This window comes from Streptomyces brasiliensis (assembly GCF_014647875.1).
GTDB lineage: Bacteria > Actinomycetota > Actinomycetes > Streptomycetales > Streptomycetaceae > Streptomyces > Streptomyces brasiliensis.
Genome location: NZ_BMQA01000016.1, coordinates 127,199 through 149,804 on the forward strand (window position 1 = coordinate 127,199; position 22,606 = coordinate 149,804).

A 22,606-nucleotide genomic window follows, 5' to 3' on the forward strand; every position below is an offset into this window, starting at 1 on the left:
GGAGGAACCGATGTTCCGGAGCGAGTACGCAGACGTCCCACCCGTCGAACTGCCGATCCACGACGCCGTCCTGGGCCATGCCGCCGAGTACGGCGACCGCCCCGCACTGATCGACGGCACCGACGGCACCACTCTCACGTACGCGCAGGTGGACCGGTTCCACCGGCGGATCGCCGCCGCCCTCGCCGAGGCCGGCGTCGGCAAGGGCGACGTGCTGGCCCTGCACAGCCCCAACACCGTCGCCTTCCCGACCGCCTTCTACGCGGCCACGCGCGCGGGTGCCGCGGTCACCACCGTGCACCCGCTCGCCACGCCGGAGGAGTTCGCCAAGCAGCTGCGCGACTCCGGCGCCCGCTGGATCATCACCGTCTCCCCGCTGCTCGAACCGGCCCGCAGGGCGGCCGAACTCGCCGGGGGTGTACGGGAGATATTCGTGTGCGACAGCGCGCCCGGACACCGTTCGCTGATCGACATGGTGGCCTCCACCGCGCCCGAACCGCAGGTCCCCGTCGACCCGGTCGAGGACGTCGCCGCGCTGCCGTACTCCTCCGGCACCACCGGCGTCCCCAAGGGCGTGATGCTCACCCACCGCCAGATCGCCACCAACCTGGCCCAGCTCGAACCGCTGATCTCGGCCGGACCCGGCGACCGCATCCTCGCCGTCCTGCCGTTCTTCCACATCTACGGCCTGACCGCTCTGATGAACGCGCCCCTCAGGAAGGGCGCCACCGTCGTCGTCCTGCCCCGCTTCGAGCTGGAGACGTTCCTCGCGGCCATCGAGACCCACCGCATCACCGGCCTGTACGTCGCGCCGCCGATCGTCCTCGCCCTCGCCAAGCACCCGGCCGTCGCCCGCTACGACCTGTCGTCCCTGCGGTACGTCCTCAGCGCCGCCGCACCCCTGGACGCCCAGCTCGCCGCAGCCTGCTCCGAGCGCCTGGGTCTGCCGCCGGTCGGCCAGGCCTACGGCATGACCGAACTCTCGCCCGGCACCCACGTCGTTCCCCTCGACGCCATGGACCCGCCGCCCGGCACCGTCGGCAAGCTCATCGCCGGCACCGAGATGCGCATCGTCTCCCTCGACGACCCCGGCAAGGACCTCGGCCCCGGCGAGACGGGCGAGATCCTCATCCGCGGCCCCCAGGTCATGAAGGGCTACCTGGGCCGCCCCGAAGCCACCGACGCGATGATCGACGCGGAGGGCTGGCTGCACACCGGGGACGTCGGACACGTCGACGCCGACGGCTGGCTGTTCGTCGTCGACCGGGTCAAGGAACTCATCAAGTACAAGGGCTTCCAGGTCGCGCCCGCCGAGCTGGAGGCGCTGCTGCTCACCCACCCGGGCATCGCCGACGCGGCCGTCATCGGCGTGTACAACGACGACCACAACGAGGTCCCGCACGCCTATGTCGTCCGCCAGCCCACGGCCGACGGCCTCACCGAGGACGAGGTCATGACGTACGTCGCCGAGCGCGTCGCGCCGTACAAGCGCGTCCGCCAGGTCACCTTCACCGACGGCGTGCCCCGCGCCGCGTCCGGGAAGATCCTGCGCCGCCGGCTGCGGGGGCGGGCGTGACCCTGATCGGACGCGCACGCGCGCGTGGCATCGAGACCCTCAGCCTCGACGCGACCGGCACCCGCAACGCCCTCTCGGCCGCGCTCGTGGCCGGACTCGCCGACGCCCTCACCGACTGCGCCAAGGACCCGGGCGTCCGCGCGATCGTCCTCACCCACACCGGCAACACCTTCTGCGCGGGCGCCGACCTGCGCGACCCGCCCCACCCCGACGCACTCGTCCAGCTGCTGCGGCAGATCGTCGAGCTGCACAAACCCGTCGTGGCCCGGGTCACCGGACACGTCCGCGCGGGCGGCCTCGGCCTGCTCGCCGCCTGCGACATCGCTGCCGCGTCCACGGAGGCCACCTTCGCGTTCACCGAGGTGCGGATCGGGGTGGCGCCGGCGGTGATCTCGATGCCGGTGCTGCCCCGCACCGACCCACGCGCAGTAGCCCGCTACTACCTCACCGGCGAACGCCTCGACGCGGTGGAGGCCGCCCGCATCGGCCTGCTGACCCTCGCCGGGGACGACGTCGACGAGGCACTCTCCCCGATCCTGGACGGTCTGCGCAGATCCTCGCCCCAGGGGCTGGCCGAGACGAAGGCGCTGCTCACGGCTAGGGTGCTGGAGACCTTGGACCGGGACGCGGCCGACCTGACCGCGCTCTCGGCCCGGCTGTTCGACTCCGCCCAGGCCCGGGAGGGGATGACGGCCTTCCTGGAACGACGGGATCCCACATGGGTGCTGTGACATGGGTGCTGTGACTCCGACGGCAGTGGAGCGCGTGGAGCGCGTCCCCAAGCAGGACCGCAGCCGGGCCACCCGGCAGCGGCTCCTGGAGGCCGCCGTGGCCTGCCTCGCCGAGCACGGCTGGGCGGGCTCCACGGTCTCCGTCGTCGCGGAACGCGCCGGCGTCTCCCGCGGCGCCGCCCAGCACCACTTCCGCACCCGTGAGGACCTGTTCACCGCGGCCGTCGAGTACGTCGCCGAGGAACGCTCCACGGCCCTGCGCGCCCTGTTCCCGGACGGCCCCGCCGACCGCCGCGCGGTCGTCTCGGCCCTGGTCGACCTCTTCACCGGCCCGCTGTTCCGCGCGGCCCTGCACCTGTGGGTGGCCGCGTCCAACGAGGACCAGCTGCGGCCCCGGGTCACCGAGCTGGAGGCCCGCGTGGGCCGCGAAACCCACCGGATAGCGGTCGAGCTCCTCGGCGCCGACGAGTCCCGCCCGGGAGCCCGGGAAACGGTCCAGGGCTTCCTCGACCTGGCCCGCGGCCTGGGCCTCGCCAACCTCCTCACGGACGACAGGGCCCGCCGCGAGCGCGTGGTCGCGCAGTGGGCGACGCTGCTGGAGAGCGCGCTGGGCTGAGGGGACTCCTTATGGAAACAGGGCGCGAAGCACCCGTGTTTTCAGGGGGGGCGGGGCTGTGCCGATGTGCGGCTCCGCCGCGTGGGTGCGACGAGCCACAACGCACCGCAGTCGCCCGCGCCCCCAAGACACCCCTCTACTGGGCGATATCTGCGTACCCTTCGACCTCGCGAGGACTGCGTACCCCAGGCCCCACGTACCGAGCTGAAGGCCGCACCAAGCGACCCGTCCGCTTCTGCTCGAGAATGTGCGCCGACCACCCAGCCGTACGCGCACACGTGAACATCGACGTGAACATCTGCGCCGGCACCTCGGCGAAGTCCAGCATGATCGCGGCCCAGAACTCCACGTTGGTGGCGAGCACCCGATCCGGCCGACGGTCGTGCAGCTCCTCCAGCGCCGCCTTCTCCAACGCCTCCGCGATCTCGAACCGCGGCGCCCCCAACTCCCGTGCCGTACGCCGCAGCACTCGCGCCCGCGGGTCCTCGGCGCGGTACACCCGGTGCCCGAAGCCCATCAGCCGCTCGCCCCGGTCCAGGGCCTGCTTGACGTACCCCTCCGCGTCCCCGGTCCGCTCGATCTCCTCGATCATCCCGAGCACACGGGAGGGCGCACCGCCGTGCAGCGGCCCGGACATCGCACCGACGGCACCGGACAGGGCGGCGGCGACATCCGCGCCGGTCGAGGCGATCACCCGGGCGGTGAACGTGGACGCGTTCATGCCGTGCTCGGCGGCGGACGTCCAGTAGGCGTCCACGGCGGCGACGTGCTTGGGGTCCGGCTCGCCGCGCCACCGGATCATGAACCGCTCGACGACGGAGTTCGCCTTGTCGATCTCCCGCTGCGGCACCATCGGCAGGCCCTGCCCGCGCGCGGACTGGGCGACGTACGACAGCGCCATGACGGCCGCGCGCGCCAGGTCGTCGCGGGCCTCCTCCTCGTCGATGTCGAGGAGCGGTTTCAGGCCCCACACCGGGGCGAGCATGGCGAGCGCGGACTGGACGTCCACCCGGATGTCACCGGAGTGGACGGGGATCGGGAACGGCTCGGCGGGCGGCAGGCCGGGATTGAAGGCGCCGTCGACGAGCAGCCCCCACACATTGCCGAACGAGACGTGGCCGACCAGCTCCTCGATGTCGACGCCCCGGTACCGCAGGGCCCCGCCCTCCTTGTCCGGTTCGGCGATCTCCGTCTCGAACGCGACGACTCCCTCGAGCCCGGGTACGAAGTCGGACATCAGGCGGCTCCTAATGATGAGTGCGGCGAAATGCCGGACGCGGGTGCGGGCCCGCCGCGATTCCACGGTCACTCTCAGGACTCGCGGTCCACGACGGTCACCCCGGTGATGCCCCGATCGGCCGGTGGTCACCCCGACCGTAAGGGCATCAGCACCATATCTCCGGGTGCCATCTTTGGGGAGTGTGCGCGGCACTGAGTGCCACACGCGGCCGTACGCGCGAGCCTCACACGCATACGGCAAGATGACCGCGTGACCGACCTCGACCCCATCCTCGACCCGGCCGCCATGCGCAAGCACTACCGGGTGGAGGGCTTCGACGAGAACGACCTGGCCGCGCACCCGATGGACCAGTTCAGGCACTGGTTCGAGCACGCCGCCCTGGCCGCGGCGCACGGCACGCTCTACGAACCGAACGCGATGGTCGTCGCCACGGCGGACCCGGAGGGACGTCCCAGCTCGCGAACGGTCCTGATGAAGCAGTACGACGAGCAGGGCTTCGTCTTCTACACGAACTACGAGTCCCGCAAGGCCCGCGAGCTGGCCGGGAACCCGTACGTCTCGCTGCTCTTCCCGTGGCACCCCATCGCCCGCCAGGTGGTCGTCACCGGCATCGCCCGCCGCACCGGCCGCGACGAGACGGCCGCCTACTTCCGCACCCGCCCGCACGGCTCCCAGCTCGGCGCCTGGGCCAGCGCCCAGTCGACGGTGACCACGCGCGCGGAACTCGACGCGCACTACGCCGAGCTGAACGCGCGCTACCCCGAGGGCGAACAGGTGCCGGTACCGCCGCACTGGGGCGGCTTCCGCGTGGCGCCGGAGACGGTCGAGTTCTGGCAGGGCCGCGAGAACCGCCTCCACGACCGCCTGCGATACGTAGCCGAGCCGGACGGCACCTGGCGGGTGGAGCGCCTCAACCCGTGAAGGGCCTCGCTCGCCCCGTGAACGCAGACGACCCGCGAGCTCTGGTCCCTCCGCCTTGCGGCGGGGGAGCCGGCCGGACGTACCGGCGAGCTCGCGGGTCGGGTGACTGCGTTGGATTAGGCCGGCCGCGTGCAACTGACACACGCTGGTCCGGCACCGCACTGTGTGTGGTGGCGGGCCGCTAGCCCGCAGCCACCTCGCGCGTCCGGTTTTCACTCATTTAACCGACCACCTCCTTTCTCACGTGGAACCCACCCTAAGAAGCTGCTGGGGGCGGGCTCAACTGTTTTTTGGAGAAGTTGGCGGAACGGCCTCCCCCACCTAACGTTCCGTGCATGACTGGTCTCCGGATCGTGGCCGTGGACGGCGACGACATGCTCGAACAGTGGCGGCACGTGCACAACGTGGTGGTGCCGCCCGCGGCCATGTCCCCGGGTGAGGCACGGGAGCGACGCGGGCGGTACCGGCTGGAGAACGCCTATGCCGGGGACGTCCTCGTCGGCTGCTCCACCGTGCGGCCGCCGCGGGCGGAGGACGGGGCGGCGACCGTGATCGCGCGCGTGCTGCCCGCACACCGGCGGCGGGGGTACGGCGCCGAGCTGTACGAGCACTGCCTCGCCCACGCGCGCGTGCTCGGCGCCGACGTCGTCGAGACGTGTGGGCTGGCGGCCAACGAGGACGGGCTGAGCTTCGCGCTGAAGCGGGGGTTCGTCGAGGCCGAACGGTATGTGCTGGACGGGGAGAGCGATCTCTGGGTCGACCTCAGGCTGGCGTACGGCGCTTGATGCAGGGCGAGCGCGGCGGCGTCGTACAACGATTCCTTCAATCTTGCGGGAACTGAGTGTGTGCTGTGTCACGTTCGAGTTGAATGAAGGGCAGTGAGTGAACCTTCGCGCCTTACACGCGGACGCAGCCTGCAGGGGGTCCAGGTGAGTGCTTCCAGGCGTAGTGGGACCACCGACGAGCTGGGGCCGGACGAGCCCGAGCGGGCCGGCGGTTCGGCCTCGGCCGGTCCGGAGGAGGCGGGCGGCTCCGTTCTGCTCGCCGCGCTGCTGGACGGCATGGACGCCGCCCTGTGCGCCTTCGACGCGGACGGTGTCGTCACGCACTGGAACCGGGAGGCGGAACGCATCCTGGGCTGGACCGCCGCCGAGGCCGTGGGGCGACACGGGTTCGCCGGGTGGGCCGTACGACGTGCGGACGCCCAGGAGGTCGAGGCGCGGCTGCTGTCCGCCATGCACGCCCCGGTGCGGCAGGTGCATGAGTTCGCGCTGGTCACGAAGGACGGAGGGCGGGTTCTCGTACGGACCCAGTCGGCCGCCGTGCGCGGGCCGGACGGGAAGCCCGCGGGGGTGTACTGCGCCTTCAGCGAGGTGCACGCACAGATCGACCTCGAGCGGTCCATAGCGCTGAGCGAGGCGTTGTTCGAGGACGCATCGTGGGGCGTCGTCCTGGTCGACGCGGACCTCCGGCCCGCCGTCGTCAACGCGCATGCGGCGCGGGCGCTGGGCGTCGGGCGTACGTCCGTGCTGGGGCGGCCGCTCGGTGAGCTGCTGGCCCAGGGTGTCGAGGAGCTGGAGAGCGCGCTCACACACGTACTGGCCGAGGGCGCGCCGCCCGCGCCCGCCGAGATGTGGGTGAGCGTGCGCACGCCCGAGGGCGAGAAGCGGCGTTGCTGGCGCAGCGGCTTCGTGCGGCTGGCCTCGCCGCTGGCCGAGGAACCGGTGCCGCTCGGGGTCGGCTGGCTGTTCCTGGACGTGACCGAGGCCAAGCAGGGCGAGCAGGAGGCGGCGCTGATGCGCTTCCGCGCCAACCAGTTGCACCGGGCGGCGCGGGCGGCGGCCGAGTGCGAGGACCCGGCGGAGGCGGTCACGGTCCACCTGGACTTCGCGCTCGCCGGCTTCGCCGACCACGCGCTGATCGACCGGGTGGCGGGGGGCTCGCTGACCGACGGGGCGGAGGGCCCCGTACGGCTGGTGCGGGTCGCCGCGACGCCGGCCGGGGCACCGGGACCGAGTCTGCTCACGGGGGCGGCGGGGCTGCCGGTGCGATACGAGGAAGGCCACCCCGCCCTGACGTGCGTCGACCGGGCCGGCTCGGTACGGGCGGACGCGGGGAACGTGTCGGGGGAGCGCGCTCGGACGTGGGCGCTGTCCCGCCAGTGGCCCGCGGACTCGGTACACGCGCTGTGCGCGGTGCTGCGGAGCCGGGGGCGGACGCTGGGGGTGGTGACGTTTCTGCGGGGGGCGGGGCGGAGCCGGTTCGAGCGTCCGGATGCGACGTATGCGGAGGATGTGGCGGTACGGATCGCTTCCGCGTTGGATCTGGCGGGGGCGGTGGGGGAACGGCCGTAGTGGGTCCGGCGCCCGGTGCCGGTGCTGGGCGGGGGTGGGTTCCGCTCGCACGCAGCCGTGGGGTGGCCGTGACCGTCTAGTGCTGTGACCGGCCGGCTCGCGACGCCCGGCACGGCACCTCGCGGCGTTGTCGCCTCACCCGAGTACATCCAGTACGCGGGTGACGCTCCGCCTTGCGATGCACCGCACCGGACGCCGCGAGCTTCCCGGCAAACCTTCCCGGCCACAGCACTAGCGGCGGTAGAAGATCCGGTCCCGGTAGTCGTTCATGATGCGGTCGTTCCACTCATGGCCCCCGTCGACGTTGCCCGAGCGCAGGAGCGGGGGTTCGATGCCGCGGTCGGCCAGGGTCGCGGCCGTCGTGGCCATCACCGCCTGGAGGAGCGCCGTGGTCACCACCGTGGACGCGGGAGCGAACGGCGCCGGGATCGTGTCCAGCGTCAGCTCCGCGTCGCCGATCGCGATCTTCGAGTCGAGGACGACGTCGCAGTGGTCCTTGAGATACGTCCCCGAGACATGCCGGGACGACGTCTCCGAGGCGTACGCCACCGACGTCACGCCGATGACCTTGAGGCCGAGCGTGCGGGCGTTCATGGCCATCTCCACGGGCAGGGCGTTGCGCCCGGACAGCGAGATGATCACCAGGGCGTCGCCGGCCCGCAGCGGCGAGGTGTCCAGGACGGCACCGGCGAGCCCTTCGACGCGTTCGAGGGCGGAGCCCAGCGTCGCCGGGACGACGTCCACGCCGACGACACCGGGGACGGCGAGCAGGTTCATCAGGGCGAGACCACCCGCGCGGTACACGATGTCCTGCGCGGCGAGCGACGAGTGCCCGGCGCCGAAGGCGAACAGCCGCCCGCCCGCCGCCACGGTGTCGGCGAGAAGCGTTCCGGCCGCCGTGATGGTCGCGGACTCCTCGTCGCGCACTCGTTGCAGCAGCCCGATGGCGGCGTCGAAGAACTGGTCGGCCGGCGTCCCGTCGCTCATACGGTTCCCCCTTCGCAACGTCTGTGTCGCGGATCACCGTGCGGTCTGGACCAGTGCGCTGTCAATACGGGAAGTGGGGCGCCGGCGTGTCGGCGCCCGGGCCTCAGTGGCCGGTCACGTCCCCGCGCCGGCCGTTGATCGCGGTGGCGAGCGCGAGGAGCGCCTCGACCTCGGCCATCGCGATCCGCTGGTCGTCGCTCAGCCGCCCCCTCGAACGCTCCACCGATTCCAGGTGCTCCGCGGCCTGGGCGGTATGCGTGGCGTAGTCCGCCATGAGTTCCCCCTCGCGTGTGATCGTCCGACCGGCAGCCGGGCGATGTGCGCGGCATCGTAACCCCGCGGTTTCGGCGGCGCGGCACGGTTGTCGGTGGTATCCGGCAGAATTGAATCCAGGGCCAGCGCACGCCGAAGCGGCGAGCTTCCGGCAGAGGTAATCGAGGGGCACGTATGTCCGGACTGATCGACACCACGGAGATGTATCTCCGCACCATCCTCGAGCTCGAAGAGGAAGGCGTGGTCCCCATGCGCGCCCGCATCGCCGAGCGGCTGGACCAGAGCGGGCCGACGGTGAGCCAGACGGTGGCGCGCATGGAGCGCGACGGGCTCGTGTCGGTGGCGACCGACCGGCATCTGGAGCTGACCGACGAGGGCCGCCGCCTGGCCACGCGCGTGATGCGCAAGCACCGTCTGGCGGAGTGCCTGCTCGTCGATGTGATCGGCCTGGAGTGGGAGCAGGTGCACGCGGAGGCGTGCCGCTGGGAGCACGTGATGAGCGAGGCCGTCGAGCGGCGGGTCCTCGAGCTGCTGCGGCACCCGACCGAGTCGCCGTACGGCAACCCGATCCCGGGCCTGGAGGAGCTGGGCGAGAAGGACGGCGCGGACCCGTTCCTCGACGAGGGCATGGTGTCGCTGACCGACCTGGACCCGGGGTCCGACGGCAAGACGGTCGTCGTCCGCCGGATCGGCGAGCCCATCCAGACGGACGCGCAGCTGATGTACACGCTGCGCCGGGCCGGCGTGCAGCCCGGTTCGGTGGTGAGCGTCACGGAGTCGGCGGGCGGTGTGCTCGTGGGCAGCGGCGGCGAGGCGGCCGAGCTGGAGGCGGACGTCGCCTCCCATGTGTTCGTCGCCAAGCGCTGACCGGCTCCTCGTCAACTTACGGGACTTCAGTGGCAGTTGGGGCTCCCGGCCGGACGCGTCGAATCCAAGATCCAGTGTGCCGAATCGCAGCGCTTCGACGTTTTGCGTGCGACGCTGTCGCGAGAGGCATATGACCTGAGGGGGCGGGGAGTATGTGCCGCAGACATGTGGATGGCCCCGGCGCCTTACGGCGCCGGGGCCTGTCCTCCCCTGTGCTGACCCGGAGCCCCGAGCTCCCAGGGTCATCCCCCGCGGACCGTTTTCCCCGAGCGGTCCGCCTCTCGCGTAAGAACTCCCCTCGACGCCGACGATCATTCCTGGTCCGGGGTCACACGAACGAGGGGTGTTGGCCACGGAAAGAGTATTTTCGAATGTGAGTTCGATAATCTGGGGTCGGATCAACGGCAACGCAGCGGTACGACGGCAGGACACAGCGGTACGGTCCGAGCGGAGCTAGGGGGGGTGCCAGGCCCATGGCACGGCGCATCGACGTGGTGGGAGCGGGCGGCGTGAGCCTCGCCGCCTGGGAGTTCGCCGACCCTCCCAAGACGGACCCGGAGAAGGATCCCGGGGTGTTGTTACTGCACGGCCTGATGGGCCGCGCCTCGCACTGGGCGTCCACCGCCCGCTGGCTCTCCGAGCGGTACCGGGCGGTCGCCCTCGACCAGCGCGGCCACGGCCAGAGCGACAAGCCCCCGCAGGCCGCGTACACACGTGAGGCGTACGTCGAGGACGCGGCCGCCGCGATCGAACAGCTCGGCCTCGCGCCAGCCGTCCTCGTCGGCCACGCCATGGGCGCGCTGACCGCGTGGCAGCTCGCCGCGGCCCGCCCCGACCTGGTGCGCGGCCTGGTCATCAGCGACATGCGGGCGTCCGCCCTCGGCGCGGCGTCGCAGCGCGAGTGGGCCGACTGGTTCAAGTCCTGGCCCGTCCCCTTCGCCACGCTCGCGGACGTACGCAAGTGGTTCGGCGAGGACGACCCGTGGGTCGAGCGGCCCAACCCCGCCCGCGGCGAGTTCTACGCCGAGGTCATGCACGAGTCTCCCGACGGCTGGCGTCCCGTCTTCGAGCCGGAGCAGATGCTCAAGTCACGGGAGACGTGGGTGTTCGACGCGCACTGGGAGGAACTGGCGCAGGTGCGGTGCCCTTCGCTCGTCGTACGGGGTCTTGACGGGGAGCTGGGGCGGGCCGAGGCGCAGGAGATGGTGCGGGTGCTGCCGTTCGGCGAGTATGCCGAGGTGGTTGATGCGGGGCACCTTGTCCACTATGACCAGCCGGAGGCTTGGCGGGGTGTTGTCGAGCCGTTTCTCCAGGGGCTGGGGGCGTGAGTTCGTGGTGGCTTGTCGCGCACTCGCGGCGGAGCGTCGTTTCCCCTACCCCTTGCTCACCGCCGTGAGGATCTCCGGGACGTGGGCCGCCGTGCGGGGCGCTGCCATGCGTAGGCCCAGGTACGTGATCGTCGCGCCGTAGGCCGCGCCCACCGGGAACAGGAGCCAGGTCCATGCGTCGCCGTTCGCGCTCACGTTCAGCCAGATCGTCAGGGCGATGACCGGGGCGCACAGGAGGGCCGCCGCCACCATGCCGCCGAAGATCGCGATCCAGGCGAGGCCCGCCTGGCCGGGGGCCACGTTCTTGTAGCCCTCCTGGGGGATGGAGTAGGGGAAGCGGGCCGAGGTCCACGCGCCGGTCGCGAGCATCGCGCCGAGGAGGGCGAAGGACAGGCCGAGGACGTCGGGGAGCCGTGGCCAGTCGCCGAGCATGGCCGTCGTCAGGACGGTCACCAGCGTGGCGTACGGCAGCGTGATCACCAGGAGCGCGAGCGCGCGGCCCCGGAGTTCGACGTAGGCGTCCCGGGCCGAGGAGATGGTCATGGCCACCGTCCAGAAGGCGGACGTGTCCTGCCCGAACTGGTTGTACATCTGGATGCCGAGCATCCCCGAGGCGAAGCACGCGAAGTAGAGGGAGCCGGTGCCCCGGATCGCGTTGAACACCGGCACGATCAGCCCGATCGCCAGCGACGTCACCCAGGCGGCCTTGGTCTTGGGGTCGCGCCAGACGTAGCGCAGGGAGCGTTCCATGACCGTGCCGGTGCGGCCGGCGGGGAGGAGCCGGCCGAGTCCGGTCGACGAGCGGCCGCGCACGCCCGAGGGTTCGGCGGCCTGGAGCGTGGAACCGTCCGGCGAGGTCATCAGCTGGGTCAGGCTGCGTGCCCACACCGCCACCAGCAGCACCAACGCGCCCGCGGTGAGCAGCAGTTGGGCGGTCGCCATGCCGTACGACCCCTCGCTCACCGAGTGCACCGCGCCCACCGCCGACGCGGGCGGCAGCCAGCGCAGCACATCGGCCACGGGGGCGAGCTGGCCGAGTCCGGCCGCACCGAGGCGCTGCGCGCCGAAGTTGACCAGCTGCGCCCCGATCGCGATGACCAGACCGCTGAGCACGGCCAGGTCGCGGCCCTTGCGGCTGGTCAGCAGCCGTACGTTGGCCGCGGCCACGGCCCGCGCGAGCGCCACGCAGACCAGCAGGGCGAGGACGACAGCGACGGCGGCGGTGACGTAGGCCGCCGCGTCGTGCGCGACCGACAGGACGCAGCCGAGCAGCAGGAGCAGCGTGAACAGCGGCCCGATACCGACCAGTGAGGCCGCGAGCAGGGCCCGTACCAGGGGGCGGGGGCGCAGCGGCAGCATGACGAGCCGGGTGGGGTCGAGGGTCTCGTCGCCGCTCGGGAAGAACAGCGGCATCACCGCCCAGCCGAGCGCAAGCACGGCCGTGCCGATGACGGCGACGGCGTCGATGTGGGCGTGGCCGCGCAGCGCGATCAGGCCGAGCAGCTGCGACGCGGCGAAGAGCAGGGCGATGACGGCCGACGCGACGAACGCGGCCCGCCGCCCGCCGGACTGCCGCAGCCCGTTGCGCAGCAGGGACAGCTTCAGCCGTACGACGGTGGGGGTGACGTTCGTCATCGGGCCCCGCCGCCCAGCCAGTCCAGATCGGCCCCGGCGTCGCGCCCCTGTGCGCCCACGAGTTCCAGGAACGCCCCCTGGAGGGTGGTGTGCGTCCCGCGCACCTCGGCCAGCGGGCCGGTCGCACGGATGCGGCCCGCGGCCAGCACGGCGACCCAGTCGCACAGCGACTCCACGAGTTCCATCACGTGGGAGGAGAAGACGACGGTCGCGCCGGACGCCGTGAACCGCTCGAGGACACCGCGGATGGTCTGCGCGGAGACCGGGTCGACGCCCTCGAAGGGCTCGTCCAGGAACAGGACTTCGGGATTGTGGAGGAGCGCGGCCGCCAGCCCGATCTTCTTGCGCATGCCGGTCGAGTAGTCGACGACGAGCTTGTGCTGGGCGCCGGCCAGGTCGAGCACCTCGAGCAGCTGCGTGGCCCGCTTGTCCACCTCGGCCCCCGGCAGCCCGCGCAACCGCCCGGAGTAGGCGAGGAGTTCGCGTCCGGAAAGCCGCTCGAACAGCCGGAGCCCCTCGGGCAGCACCCCGATGCGCGCCTTGACCGCAACGGGGTCCCGCCACACGTCGTGCCCCACGACCTCGACGGACCCCTGATCGGGCCGCAGCAGCCCGGTCACCATGGAGAGGGTGGTGGTCTTCCCGGCCCCGTTGGGCCCGACGAGCCCGATGAATTTCCCCGCGGGCAACTCGAGATCGATCCCGGCAACAGCGACCTGCTGCCCGAACCGCTTCCACAGCCCGCGCACCCGAACGGCGGCGGTATCAACACCCACAAGCTCCGTCATGGGAGAACCCTACGGTGGAACAAGCGTCCCGAAAGGGGCGCGGGGAACTGCGCGACGAGCCACACCTGACCCGCACGCGCCGTGGGAACCGAAACCATGCGGACGAGCAGGCGAACGGCTACCGATCCCGCCCGCACGCATAGGCGAGCGAAGACACCAGTTCCTCCGCATCCGGCAACCACCGATTCACCGCGGTCGGTCGGCGGACCCACTGCACCGCCCCCTGGGACCCGATCCGCGTGGGCGGCGCAGCCACATACGTCCCCTCACCCAGCCCCACGAGATCCAGTGAGCCCGGCGACCAGCCGAGCCACCGCACAAGGTCCGGCACCTTCACCGACGCCCCGGGCGCCACGATGAAGTGCATCCGACGGTCAGGCGTGAGCGTCACCGGCCCCAGCGTCAGCTCCATCCGCTCAGTACGGGCCAGAGCGAGGAACCCGGCCGACTCCGGGACGGACAGCGCGTCGAACGACCGCCCCGTCGGCAGCAGGATCGACGCCCTGGGCTGCTTCTGCCACATCCGCCGGGCGACGGTCGCGCTGCCTGTCGCCTGGGCCGCCCAGTCCGCGCGCGCCGGGTGCGCGCCGGGTGCGGCGCAGCGGGCGTCTCCGCACGAGCAGCGGTGCCCCCCTTCCACGGCTTCCAGCCAGGTGCCGGGGAACACGTCCCAGTGACGTTCCCCGGCGTAGCGAACAGCGGTCTCGAGCAGGGAATCCCCGCGCTGCTTCGGGATCTGAGCGGCTTCGGTGCCCGCGATCGTCTCTTCCACGCTCCACTCAACTCCCGCGCTCACCTGGAGTTACGGCCGTAGCGCGCGCGGGGGAGGGGCATCGATTCCGCACTTGGGGCGCATGGGTGCACGGGTGGGGGCGCGCGGGGGGAAGCGGGCGGGAGGTGGGTAGCCAGGAGGGGGGTCGGCATCAGCCTTTACCCCGGCAATCCTCACATGTGCCGCATTGTTGTCCCGGCAGCGGGGCATTGATCTTCAAGGATCTTCAGGGCCGGATCAGTTCGCATCAGGGATTCGCAGGGGGTAGCGCTCATGGCGGCAAGGCCTCTCGTCGCGCGGCAGCCGAACGAACGGTTGCAGGCGCTCATCCAGGAGGCAGGTTGCTCGAACGCCGGGCTCGCCCGCCGCGTCAACATGTGCGGCGCCGAGCACGGACTCGACCTGCGCTACGACAAGACGTCCGTGGCCCGCTGGTTGCGCGGTCAGCAACCGAGGGGGCGCGCGCCGGCGATCATCGCCGAGGCGCTGGGCCGGAAGCTCGGCCGCACGGTCACGATCGACGAGATCGGGATGGCCAACGGCAAGAACCTCGCCTCGGGGGTGGGTCTCCAGTTCTCGCCGACGGTACTGGGGGCCATCGAGCAGGTCTGCGAGCTGTGGCGCAGCGACGTGGGGCGGCGGGACTTCCTGTCCGGTTCGTCCGTCGCCGCGTCCGCGCTCGTCGAGCCCAGCCGTGACTGGCTGATCTCGGCGCCGGACCCGCAGGTGGCGCGGCAGGCGGGGCCTCGGGTGGGGCAGTCCGACGTGGCGGCCGTGCGCGCGATGACGCAGGCGCTGACCGACCTGGACCACCAGTACGGCAGCGGGCATGTGCGCCCGGTCGTCGTGCACTACCTCAACAGCGTGGTCTCCGGGCTCCTGGCCGGCTCCTACCGGGAGGCGGTGGGCCGCGACTTGTTCGCCGCGGTGGCCCGGCTGACCGAACTCGCCGGGTACATGGCCGTCGACACCGGTCAACCCGGCCTCGCCCAGCGGTACTACATCCAGTCGCTGCGCCTCGCGCAGGCGGCGGGCGACCGCGGGTACGGCGGTTACGTCCTCGCCGCGTCCATGAGCCATCTCGCCGCGCAGCTCGGAAACCCGCGGGAGATCGCGCAGCTGGCGCGGGCGGCGCAGGAGGGGGCGCGCGGGCGGGTGACGCCGCGCGCGGAGGCGATGTTCTTCGCGGCCGAGGCGCGCGGGCACGCCCTGCTCGGGGACGTGCGGGCGGCCGAGGTGGCGTCCGGGCGGGCGATCACGGCCATGGAGGGCGCCGACGCGGTCTCCGGGGACGACCCGGCGTGGATCGCGCACTTCGACGAGGCCTATCTGGCCGACGAGTTGGCGCACTGCCACCGCGACCTGGGACAGGCCGAGGCGGCGGCGAGGGCGGCGGAGCAGTCGCTGGCCGGTCACCCCGAGACGCGGGCGCGGCGACGGGCCATCGGCTATGTGCTCCTCGCCACGGCCCAGGTCCAGCAGCGCGAGATCGAGCAGGCCTGCCACACGGGTCTGAAGGCGGTGGAGCTGCTGGAGAAGCTCCGCTCCAACCGCGGCGCCGAGTACCTGGACGACTTCCAGCAGCGGCTGGAGCCGTATCGCGAGGAGCCGGTCGTGCGTGAGTTCGGGGCGCGCCTCGACCTCCGGCAGGCCGCGTGAACGCAGGCTCGATGAGTGCGTGAACGCGCGGGAAACGTGCCGCCGGTGCGCGGGAGGTGACATTAACAGCGCCGCACGGGGTGGTTTTGTTACTGCTGTCACAGGGCAGAAGATCACGCCCTGTGCGGCGTGGCACCTGGCTCGGGGGACCCGGTAGCGTGGGCCGATGATTCCGAAGGTCCCCCATTCGTAGGAGTCCCGGTGACGCAGAGTGGACAGGGCGAGCCAGCGCGCGAAGGCATCGTGCTGCCCTCCGACGGCGGCGAGCCCCTGCTGCCGGGCATGACGAGCGGATCCGCCGCCCCGTTGCCGGCCGCCCCGGCCGCCCAGCCCCCGGCCGCGGCGCCGACCGGCGGCCAGGCCTGGGGGCAGCCGTGGGGCCCCGAGCAGCAGGCACCCCAGTCCGGCCAGGACTGGGCCCCGGCGACCGGGGACCAGTGGGGCGCGACCCCGCAGCACCCGCAGCAGCCCGACGCGTGGCACGCGCAGAACACGTCCGGCGCGGGCCCGTTGCCTCCCGAGGACCCCTCGGCATCGTCGTACGGCGCTCCGGCCCCGCAGCACCAGGCATACGGCACCAGTGGTTACACCGATCACGGTCAGGCGGACGCGCATCAGCAGCCGTACCAGCAGAGCGGCCAGGCGTACGCTGTGCCCCTGCCGCCCGCCGCCCCGGACGCCTACGCGCCCGGCGCCGGTGCGCCGCTGCCGCCTGCCGTCGACAACGCGACCACCTACCTCCCGCCCGTCGCCGCGGCCCCCGCGGGCGCCGTGGACGAAGGAGCGACGCAGTACATACCGCCCGTCGCCGCCGCGCCCGTGGACGAGGGGGCGACGCAGTACATACCGCCGGTGGCGCCCGGGGCCCTGCCGCCCGAGGCCGGCGGTGAGGAGACCAGATTCCTCGGCCGGGTGCCGCAGCCCGCCGCACCGAACCCCGACGCCGAGGCCACGCAGTACATCGCCCCGGTGCCGGGCGGGTACGGCGGGGACCGGCAGCCGCCCGCCGAGTTCGACAACCTCTTCCGCGACGGCTCCGGCGCAGAAGGCGCCACCGCGTCCACCCAGCAGATGCCACGCTTCGAGCAGCCGCAAGCTCCCTACCAGGGCACGCCGCAGCCGTCGTACACCCAGCCGCCCGGCGGTGGCAGACGCGGCGCGGACGGCGGCGGGCGCAGCGGCTCGCGAGTGCCGCTGATCGCCGCCGTGGGTATCGGCATCGTCGTCCTCGGAGTCGGCGCCGGCGCCATGCTGAGCGGAGGCGGCGGTGACGGCCAGGACAACGGCAGCAAGAACGTCGCCGCCTCGGCGCCCGCGAGCGAGCAGCAGTCGCAGTCCCCGGCGGCCGATCCCGCCAAGGCGCAGGCCGTCGCACTTGACAAGCTGCTCGCCGACAGCGGCAGCAGCCGTGCCTCGGTGATCGGGGCCGTGGCCGACGTGAAGGGCTGCAACAACCTGTCCGGCGCCGCCGCCGACCTGCGTGCCGCGGCCAAGCAGCGCAATGGCCTGGTCACCAGCCTGTCGCAGCTGCCCGTCGACAAGCTGCCGGACAACGCCGCGCTGAAGGCCTCGCTCACCAAGGCGTGGCAGGCGTCCGCCTCGGCCGACAGCCACTACGCCGCCTGGGCCGACCAGACGGGCGGCCATCACGGCTGCCACAAGGGCCAGGCCCGCCACACCGGCCAGAGCCAGGCGGGCGACAAGGCGAGCTACACGGCCAGCGCCGAGAAGACCAGGGCGGCCGGCCTGTGGAACGCGATCGCCAGGAAGTACGGCCTGACTCAGCGCCAGCCGACCCAGCTGTGAGCCCGGCTCTTCGGTGAGGAGAGCGCGGACCGGCTAGTCGATGTTCGCGTTCTCCAGGGTCTTCGTCACGTTCACGAGCCCGCCGTTCTTGGCCGAGACCAGCTGGCCCTGCTTCACGACCTGGAGGGTCACGTCCGCGTTGACCAGCCGGGAGAAGCCGACCGCGGCGAGCCTGCCCTGGTAGGGCCACTGCAGGGTCGGCGTGAGCCCGCCCGTGGTGACCTTGAAGCCGTCGTCGAGGGTCTGCCGCACGGCGCGCGCGGACACCTCACCGTCGCCGATCTTCTCCAGGACCGCCTTCAGGACGGTGTACGCGATCCACGTGGTCTGCACTCCGGCGTCCGCGGGGTCGATGCGGTTGTCGCCGAAGGCCTCCTCGTTGATGACCTTCTTCATCGGGTTCCAGCGGGAGTCGGAGGCCACCGGGTACCAGCCGGTGATGTACGACCCCTCGTAGGGCCCGCTCGCGCCGCCCGTCGTGTTGATCGTCGTCTGGTCGACGCTGCCCAGCACGGTCGCCGTGCGCACCTTCGGGTAGCCGTCGCGGGTGCGCCGGAAGGAGTCCATGAAGATGTTGGTGCTGTCGCCGAGTGCGGGAACGACGCACCCCTGCTTGTAGGGGTCCTTGGTCGCGTCCTGCAGAGCCCGGTCGGCCTGCTCGGAGTACTCGGTGGCGTCCTCGGCGGCGAGCTGGTCGACGGCCTCCGCGTGTCCTCCGGCGGTCAGGCCCGAGTCGATCAGCGCGGGCAGCTCGTCGCCGGCGATGCTGTCGGGGCGTATCAGGGTGACCGGGCCGCAGTTGCCGGCGAGCGCCTTGCCGAGACCGGCCAGCAGGGCGGGCTGGCCGCCGTTGACCGGGTAGGACGTAGTACTGGTGAACTCCTCGTTCGTCACGCCGTACCCGCCTATGTACGGGATTCCGGCGCCCTCGAGCGGGGCGAAGTAGGAGTCGCCGAACTGGCTGTAGGAGCCGACCACCGCGACGACGTCCTCGCTGGCCGCGCGCCGGGCGCACTTGGCCGCGCCCACGCTGTCGTTGTGGTCGTTGCAGGTCAGGACCCGGAGCTTGCGGCCGTTGATGCCGCCGTTCTTGTTGATCCACTTGGCATAGGCAGCGGCCATGGCCGGCATGCCCGGCTTGTCGGTGGCGTTCGTGTTCGACGGCGCCCAGGTCATCACCTTGATCGTGTCGTCCGCGCCTCCGGTGCCGGGGATCACCCCGCAGCCGGCGATGAGCGACGCAGCGGCCACCAGTGCGCCCGCGGTCAACGCTGTCGCTCTGGCGGGCCTTCTGGAAAAGTGAAGGATGGTACTGGTGATGCGTCGCCTGCCGGTCATAGACATGCACGATTCCGTCACATAGCTAACCTCTGGGTGACCCTCAGTCAACGACAGGTGACCTGCAGGTGAATTGCGGGGGGCGGTGAGACGCCAGGGGTGGAGAACGTACGATCGATGACCGTGCAAGGTTCGGAGAACTCTTCCCGTCGCGGCCGTCGCTCCTCCACCATGGGCGGCATGCCACTCAACGACATGCCGTGGTGGCGCTGGCGCAGCAATGTGCGCTCCGCGCTGCACATGCTCTCCGACCCGGTGTTCCAGCGGGACGTCTGGCTGGCAGGCGTCGACGGGTACGGCGACGTCACCGACGCCGTCTACCGGCTCGTGGAGGACACCTGGCTGGACAACTGGTCCGCCGAGAAGTACGTCGGCACGATCTTCCGCGACTCGCAGGAGGCGGCGCTCGTCGACACGGCGGTGCTGAGGGTGCTGCGGATCATGCATCAGGTGGGCCCGGACGCGCCGGTCCAGACCTACCTCGAGAACCACGCCTGGCCCGAGGCGGTGCGGGCGGCGCGCGACGCGCACGTCCGTATGGCGGCGAGCGACGGTGAGGACCCGGACGCGTCGCCGCGGACCCTCGAGGTGCTGCGCATCATGACGCGGTCCGCGTAGCGGACGTCGCCCCGCACGCCAGGGCCGGTGTGGGACCCTGTCCTGATGAACGAGCAGTCCGCCCCCGCCGTGACCCTGGCCGACCAGTACGTCCTCACCGTCACCTGTCCCGACCGGCACGGCATCGTGCACGCCGTGTCCAGCTACCTGTTCATGACCGGGTGCAACATCGAGGACAGCCAGCAGTTCGGCGACCACGACACGGGACTGTTCTTCATGCGCGTCCACTTCTCGGCGGAGGCGCCGGTGACCCTGGACAAGCTGCGGGCGAGCTTCGCGGCGATCGGCGACTCCTTCCAGATGGAGTGGCAGATCAACCGGGCCGACGAGACGATGCGGATCGTCCTGATGGTGAGCAAGTTCGGGCACTGCCTCAACGACCTGCTGTTCCGCGCCCGGATCGGCGCGCTGCCGGTGGAGATCGCGGCGGTGGTCTCCAACCACACGGAATTCGCCGAGCTGGTGGAGTCGTACCACATTCCCTTCCACCACATCCCGGTGACGAAGGACACCAAGGCGCAGGCCGAGGCACGGCTGCTCGAGATCCTTCGCGAGGAGAAGGTCGAGCTGGTCGTCCTCGCCCGCTACATGCAGGTCATCTCGGACGACCTGTGCAAGCAGCTCAGCGGCCGGATCATCAACATCCACCACTCGTTCCTGCCGAGCTTCAAGGGCGCGAAGCCGTACCACCAGGCGCACGCACGGGGTGTGAAGCTCATCGGTGCGACGGCGCACTACGTGACGGCGGACCTCGACGAGGGGCCGATCATCGAGCAGGAGGTCGAGCGGGTGGGCCACGATGTGACGCCGGACCAGCTGGTTGCCATCGGCAGGGACGTCGAGTGCCAGGCGCTGGCGCGGGCGGTCAAGTGGCATGCCGAGCGACGGATTCTTCTCAACGGGCGCCGGACTGTGGTGTTCGCGTAGGAGCTCGGTGCGGTCTTGAGCAGGTGCAGTCGACCTGCCTGAGGGGCGCGGGGCTGTATCGATTCGCGGCTCCGCCGTGTGGGCGCGACCGGCCACCGGCTGCCCACAGCCGCTCACGCACCCGGACCCACCCCTACATCCGGCTCAACCCAGCCGCAGCGAACAGAACCTCTCTGATCGCGTCCCGGTCACCGACCTGCCCCGCCGCAGCCTCCGCAGGAGACACGTGGCCCGCTGCCAGGCGGCAGAACTCCACGCCGTCCAGGGCGACATGGGCCACCTCGGCCTCCGCGGAGCCCACCGCTCCCGGGGAGTCGAGCGGGATGAACCACTGGCCGCCGCCCATGCCCTCGATCTCCAGGCGCAGGCTGCGGCCGGGTGCGCCGGCCGGGACGAGGTGCGGGGTGAGGCCCGGCGCAGCAAGCCCGTCGCGGCGGCGGGCCGCCAGCGCGACCGGGAGCATCCGGGCCGCCAAATCGATCATGCTGTGCAGGTGCCGCGGCGAGGGTGGCTCGTACGGGTAGTCCACCGCGTCCGCGATGTCCTCCGCGTGCACCCAGCACTCGAAGGCCCGGTCCAGCATCGCGTCGTGCAGCGGCAGCTCGAAGTCGCCGTACGACACCCCGAGCTTCCCGGCACCGCCGCCCGTGAACGACACGGTCCGCACGACGTTGTGGCTCTGCTCCCGCCACGGTGCCCGTACGGTGCGGGTCGGCGGGAAGTGCGAGGCCCGCCAGTACGCCTCGGTGCGCGCGGCCGGTCCCACGGCGCCCTGCGCGATCGCCTCGGGCAGCGGGTCGTCCAGGCCCAGCGCCACCGCGACCAGCCCGTCGACCGACAGCAGGTGGGCGATCACCCCGGCGACGGTCGTACGGCGGCTCGTCGGCGCGTCGGCCTCGAACCAGCGCAGCCGTACCGGTGCGTGCCACTCGGCGTCGCCGATGTCCTGCAGCAGCGCGTCGAGCCGCGCGGTCTCGGCGTCGTACGGCACCGCCCACTCGGGCACCGGGATACGCGCCGGCCTGCGCTCCAGGCAGCTCGCCAGGACGCGGGTGCGCAGGGCCGGGTCCAGGTCCAGGTTCTCGGGCTGATGCAGCAGGCCGACCGCGTCACGCAGCCGCAGCGCCTCGTCGGCGCAGGGGCCGCACTCGCCGAGGTGTTCCTCGACGGCGGCGGTCTCGGCGGCCGAGCAGGCGGCCAGCGCCCAGGCACCGAGCAGCGAGCGCAGCACACCGTGGGGCAGGGCCGGCGGGGCGGGCGTCACGTCGTCCAGGTCGGGCAGGGGCAGCCCGCTGTCCTCGACGGAGACCCGGGGCAGCGGTATGCGCGGCGTCCGCCAGGATGCCTGACCAGCACCTGCCGCATCGTCCGGGCCGCCGGGCCCGTCCGGCGCCGACGCGCCACCCTGCGGTGCATCGTGTCCCCCTTGTTCCGGCCCACCCGCGTCGCCGTTCCCGGCGCCGGTGTCCGTGTTCCGTTCCTGGTCGTCCCGCTCCCCGTCGCCGTACGAGCCGTCGTGCGGGCCCTCGAACGGACCGTCCCCCTGGTCGTCGTGCGCCCCGAAGCCTCCCGTTCCGCTCACACCGCACCTCCGTATTCCGGTGGTGTCCCGGTGTCGTGGGCGGTGGACAGGAGCTGGAGGCCCAGGCGCAGCCGGCGGCGGGCTTCGTCCTCGGTGACGCCCAGGTCGGCGGCGGTCTGGCGGTAGTCGCGGCGCTGGAAGTAGGCCAGCTCCAGGGCTATGCGCAGCGGGGTGGGCATGGAGTGGACGATGTAGTCGGCGCGGGCCGCGATCGAGGCGCGCCGGACCTTCAGCTCCAGCTCCTGGGCGGCGTCCTCGGCGCTGCCGTCCTCGCCGCGGGTCAGCGCGGCGGTCTCGGTGGCGCGCAGCCGCCGCACGGCGAGACGGTGGGTCAGATCGGCGATCCAGGAGCGCAGGGGGCCCTGCTTGGGGTCGTAGGCGTCCGGGTGCTCCCAGACATGGGTGAACACCTCGCGGGTGATCGCGTCGGCGGCCCGCTCGTCGTCGAGGACGCGGTGGGCGAGGCCGTGCACGAGCGAGGCGAAGCGGTCGTAGAGCTCACCGAGGGCGGCCGCCTCTCCGCGTGCGAGCCGCTGCTGCATCTTGCGGTCCCAGCGGGGCGGTGCGTCCTGCTTCGCCATACGGCCC

At 72.0% G+C, this 22,606-nt stretch carries 21 protein-coding genes; 12 read left to right on the top strand and 9 right to left on the bottom strand.

Translation table 11 applies throughout. The features are described 5' to 3' along the window. The first annotated feature begins 10 nt into the window (after window positions 1-10). Genes IEZ19_RS24150 through IEZ19_RS24160 form a run of 3 tightly spaced genes read left to right on the top strand, consistent with a single transcriptional unit; the run spans window position 11 to window position 2,923 of the window. Entirely contained in the window at window positions 11-1,576 is a 1,566-nt protein-coding gene (locus IEZ19_RS24150; protein ID WP_189313371.1) for a 4-coumarate--CoA ligase family protein, read from the top strand. Next, complete coding sequence (locus IEZ19_RS24155; RefSeq protein WP_189313372.1) at window positions 1,573-2,307, top strand: enoyl-CoA hydratase family protein; 735 nt, start codon at window positions 1,573-1,575, stop codon at window positions 2,305-2,307. The genes IEZ19_RS24150 and IEZ19_RS24155 overlap by 4 nt, the downstream gene beginning before the upstream one ends. A 1-nt stretch (window position 2,308) precedes the next feature. Further along, on the top strand, window positions 2,309-2,923 hold the full coding sequence (locus IEZ19_RS24160; RefSeq protein ID WP_189313373.1) for a TetR/AcrR family transcriptional regulator: 615 nt from the start codon (window positions 2,309-2,311) through the stop codon (window positions 2,921-2,923). Between the two features lie 136 nt (window positions 2,924-3,059). On the opposite strand, the gene IEZ19_RS24165 is transcribed toward IEZ19_RS24160, so the two are convergent. Beyond that, entirely contained in the window at window positions 3,060-4,160 is a 1,101-nt protein-coding gene (locus IEZ19_RS24165; protein ID WP_189313374.1) for a citrate synthase 2, read from the bottom strand. A 288-nt stretch (window positions 4,161-4,448) separates the two neighbouring features. Between IEZ19_RS24165 and pdxH the strand changes: the two genes are divergently transcribed. The 3 genes from pdxH to IEZ19_RS24180 all read left to right on the top strand — a co-directional run bounded on the left by pdxH (window position 4,449) and on the right by IEZ19_RS24180 (window position 7,438). Next, entirely contained in the window at window positions 4,449-5,084 is a 636-nt protein-coding gene (gene pdxH, locus IEZ19_RS24170) for a pyridoxamine 5'-phosphate oxidase (protein WP_189313419.1), read from the top strand. A gap of 335 nt (window positions 5,085-5,419) precedes the next feature. Further along, window positions 5,420-5,869: a GNAT family N-acetyltransferase gene (locus IEZ19_RS24175; protein ID WP_189313375.1), complete on the top strand. Its 450-nt coding sequence runs from the start codon at window positions 5,420-5,422 to the stop codon at window positions 5,867-5,869. Between the two features lie 144 nt (window positions 5,870-6,013). Further along, window positions 6,014-7,438 (top strand): PAS domain-containing protein, encoded by a 1,425-nt coding sequence (locus IEZ19_RS24180; RefSeq protein ID WP_189313376.1) that lies wholly within the window; start codon window positions 6,014-6,016, stop codon window positions 7,436-7,438. A gap of 231 nt (window positions 7,439-7,669) precedes the next feature. On the opposite strand, the gene IEZ19_RS24185 is transcribed toward IEZ19_RS24180, so the two are convergent. Both IEZ19_RS24185 and IEZ19_RS24190 read right to left on the bottom strand, forming a co-directional pair. Continuing rightward, window positions 7,670-8,425 (bottom strand): SIS domain-containing protein, encoded by a 756-nt coding sequence (locus IEZ19_RS24185; RefSeq protein WP_189313377.1) that lies wholly within the window; start codon window positions 8,423-8,425, stop codon window positions 7,670-7,672. A gap of 103 nt (window positions 8,426-8,528) precedes the next feature. Continuing rightward, window positions 8,529-8,699, bottom strand: a complete 171-nt coding sequence (locus tag IEZ19_RS24190) for a hypothetical protein (RefSeq protein WP_189313378.1) — start codon at window positions 8,697-8,699, stop codon at window positions 8,529-8,531. A 173-nt stretch (window positions 8,700-8,872) separates the two neighbouring features. Here IEZ19_RS24190 and IEZ19_RS24195 point away from each other — a divergent pair, with 173 nt between their 5' ends. After that, complete coding sequence (locus IEZ19_RS24195) at window positions 8,873-9,565, top strand: iron-dependent transcriptional repressor DtxR (protein WP_189313379.1); 693 nt, start codon at window positions 8,873-8,875, stop codon at window positions 9,563-9,565. A 473-nt stretch (window positions 9,566-10,038) separates the two neighbouring features. Next, on the top strand, window positions 10,039-10,893 hold the full coding sequence (locus IEZ19_RS24200) for an alpha/beta fold hydrolase (RefSeq protein WP_189313380.1): 855 nt from the start codon (window positions 10,039-10,041) through the stop codon (window positions 10,891-10,893). A gap of 45 nt (window positions 10,894-10,938) precedes the next feature. Here the strand turns inward: IEZ19_RS24200 and IEZ19_RS24205 are convergent, their stop codons facing one another. The 3 genes from IEZ19_RS24205 to IEZ19_RS24215 form a co-directional block, all read right to left on the bottom strand. Next, window positions 10,939-12,528 (bottom strand): transporter, encoded by a 1,590-nt coding sequence (locus IEZ19_RS24205; RefSeq protein ID WP_189313381.1) that lies wholly within the window; start codon window positions 12,526-12,528, stop codon window positions 10,939-10,941. Next, on the bottom strand, window positions 12,525-13,316 hold the full coding sequence (locus IEZ19_RS24210; RefSeq protein ID WP_189313382.1) for an ABC transporter ATP-binding protein: 792 nt from the start codon (window positions 13,314-13,316) through the stop codon (window positions 12,525-12,527). Before IEZ19_RS24210 ends, IEZ19_RS24205 begins: the two co-directional genes overlap by 4 nt. A gap of 118 nt (window positions 13,317-13,434) precedes the next feature. Continuing rightward, entirely contained in the window at window positions 13,435-14,088 is a 654-nt protein-coding gene (locus IEZ19_RS24215; RefSeq protein ID WP_189313383.1) for a bifunctional DNA primase/polymerase, read from the bottom strand. Between the two features lie 273 nt (window positions 14,089-14,361). Here IEZ19_RS24215 and IEZ19_RS24220 point away from each other — a divergent pair, with 273 nt between their 5' ends. Next, window positions 14,362-15,747, top strand: coding sequence for an NsdA family TPR-like regulatory protein (locus IEZ19_RS24220; RefSeq protein WP_189313384.1), 1,386 nt, complete (start codon window positions 14,362-14,364; stop codon window positions 15,745-15,747). A gap of 201 nt (window positions 15,748-15,948) precedes the next feature. Continuing rightward, entirely contained in the window at window positions 15,949-17,553 is a 1,605-nt protein-coding gene (locus IEZ19_RS24225; protein WP_189313385.1) for a hypothetical protein, read from the top strand. Between the two features lie 33 nt (window positions 17,554-17,586). On the opposite strand, the gene IEZ19_RS24230 is transcribed toward IEZ19_RS24225, so the two are convergent. After that, entirely contained in the window at window positions 17,587-18,891 is a 1,305-nt protein-coding gene (locus tag IEZ19_RS24230) for an ABC transporter substrate-binding protein (protein WP_189313386.1), read from the bottom strand. Window positions 18,892-19,008: 117 nt separating this feature from the next. Between IEZ19_RS24230 and IEZ19_RS24235 the strand changes: the two genes are divergently transcribed. Both IEZ19_RS24235 and purU read left to right on the top strand, forming a co-directional pair. Further along, window positions 19,009-19,509: an SCO4402 family protein gene (locus IEZ19_RS24235; RefSeq protein ID WP_189313387.1), complete on the top strand. Its 501-nt coding sequence runs from the start codon at window positions 19,009-19,011 to the stop codon at window positions 19,507-19,509. A gap of 45 nt (window positions 19,510-19,554) precedes the next feature. Continuing rightward, entirely contained in the window at window positions 19,555-20,436 is an 882-nt protein-coding gene (purU, locus tag IEZ19_RS24240; protein WP_189313388.1) for a formyltetrahydrofolate deformylase, read from the top strand. 133 nt (window positions 20,437-20,569) lie between these two features. Here purU and IEZ19_RS24245 read toward each other — a convergent pair whose 3' ends face one another. Both IEZ19_RS24245 and IEZ19_RS24250 read right to left on the bottom strand, forming a co-directional pair. After that, entirely contained in the window at window positions 20,570-22,018 is a 1,449-nt protein-coding gene (locus IEZ19_RS24245) for a zf-HC2 domain-containing protein (RefSeq protein ID WP_229840672.1), read from the bottom strand. After that, complete coding sequence (locus IEZ19_RS24250) at window positions 22,015-22,599, bottom strand: sigma-70 family RNA polymerase sigma factor (protein WP_189313389.1); 585 nt, start codon at window positions 22,597-22,599, stop codon at window positions 22,015-22,017. The genes IEZ19_RS24245 and IEZ19_RS24250 overlap by 4 nt, the downstream gene beginning before the upstream one ends. Between the last annotated feature and the right edge of the window lie 7 nt (window positions 22,600-22,606).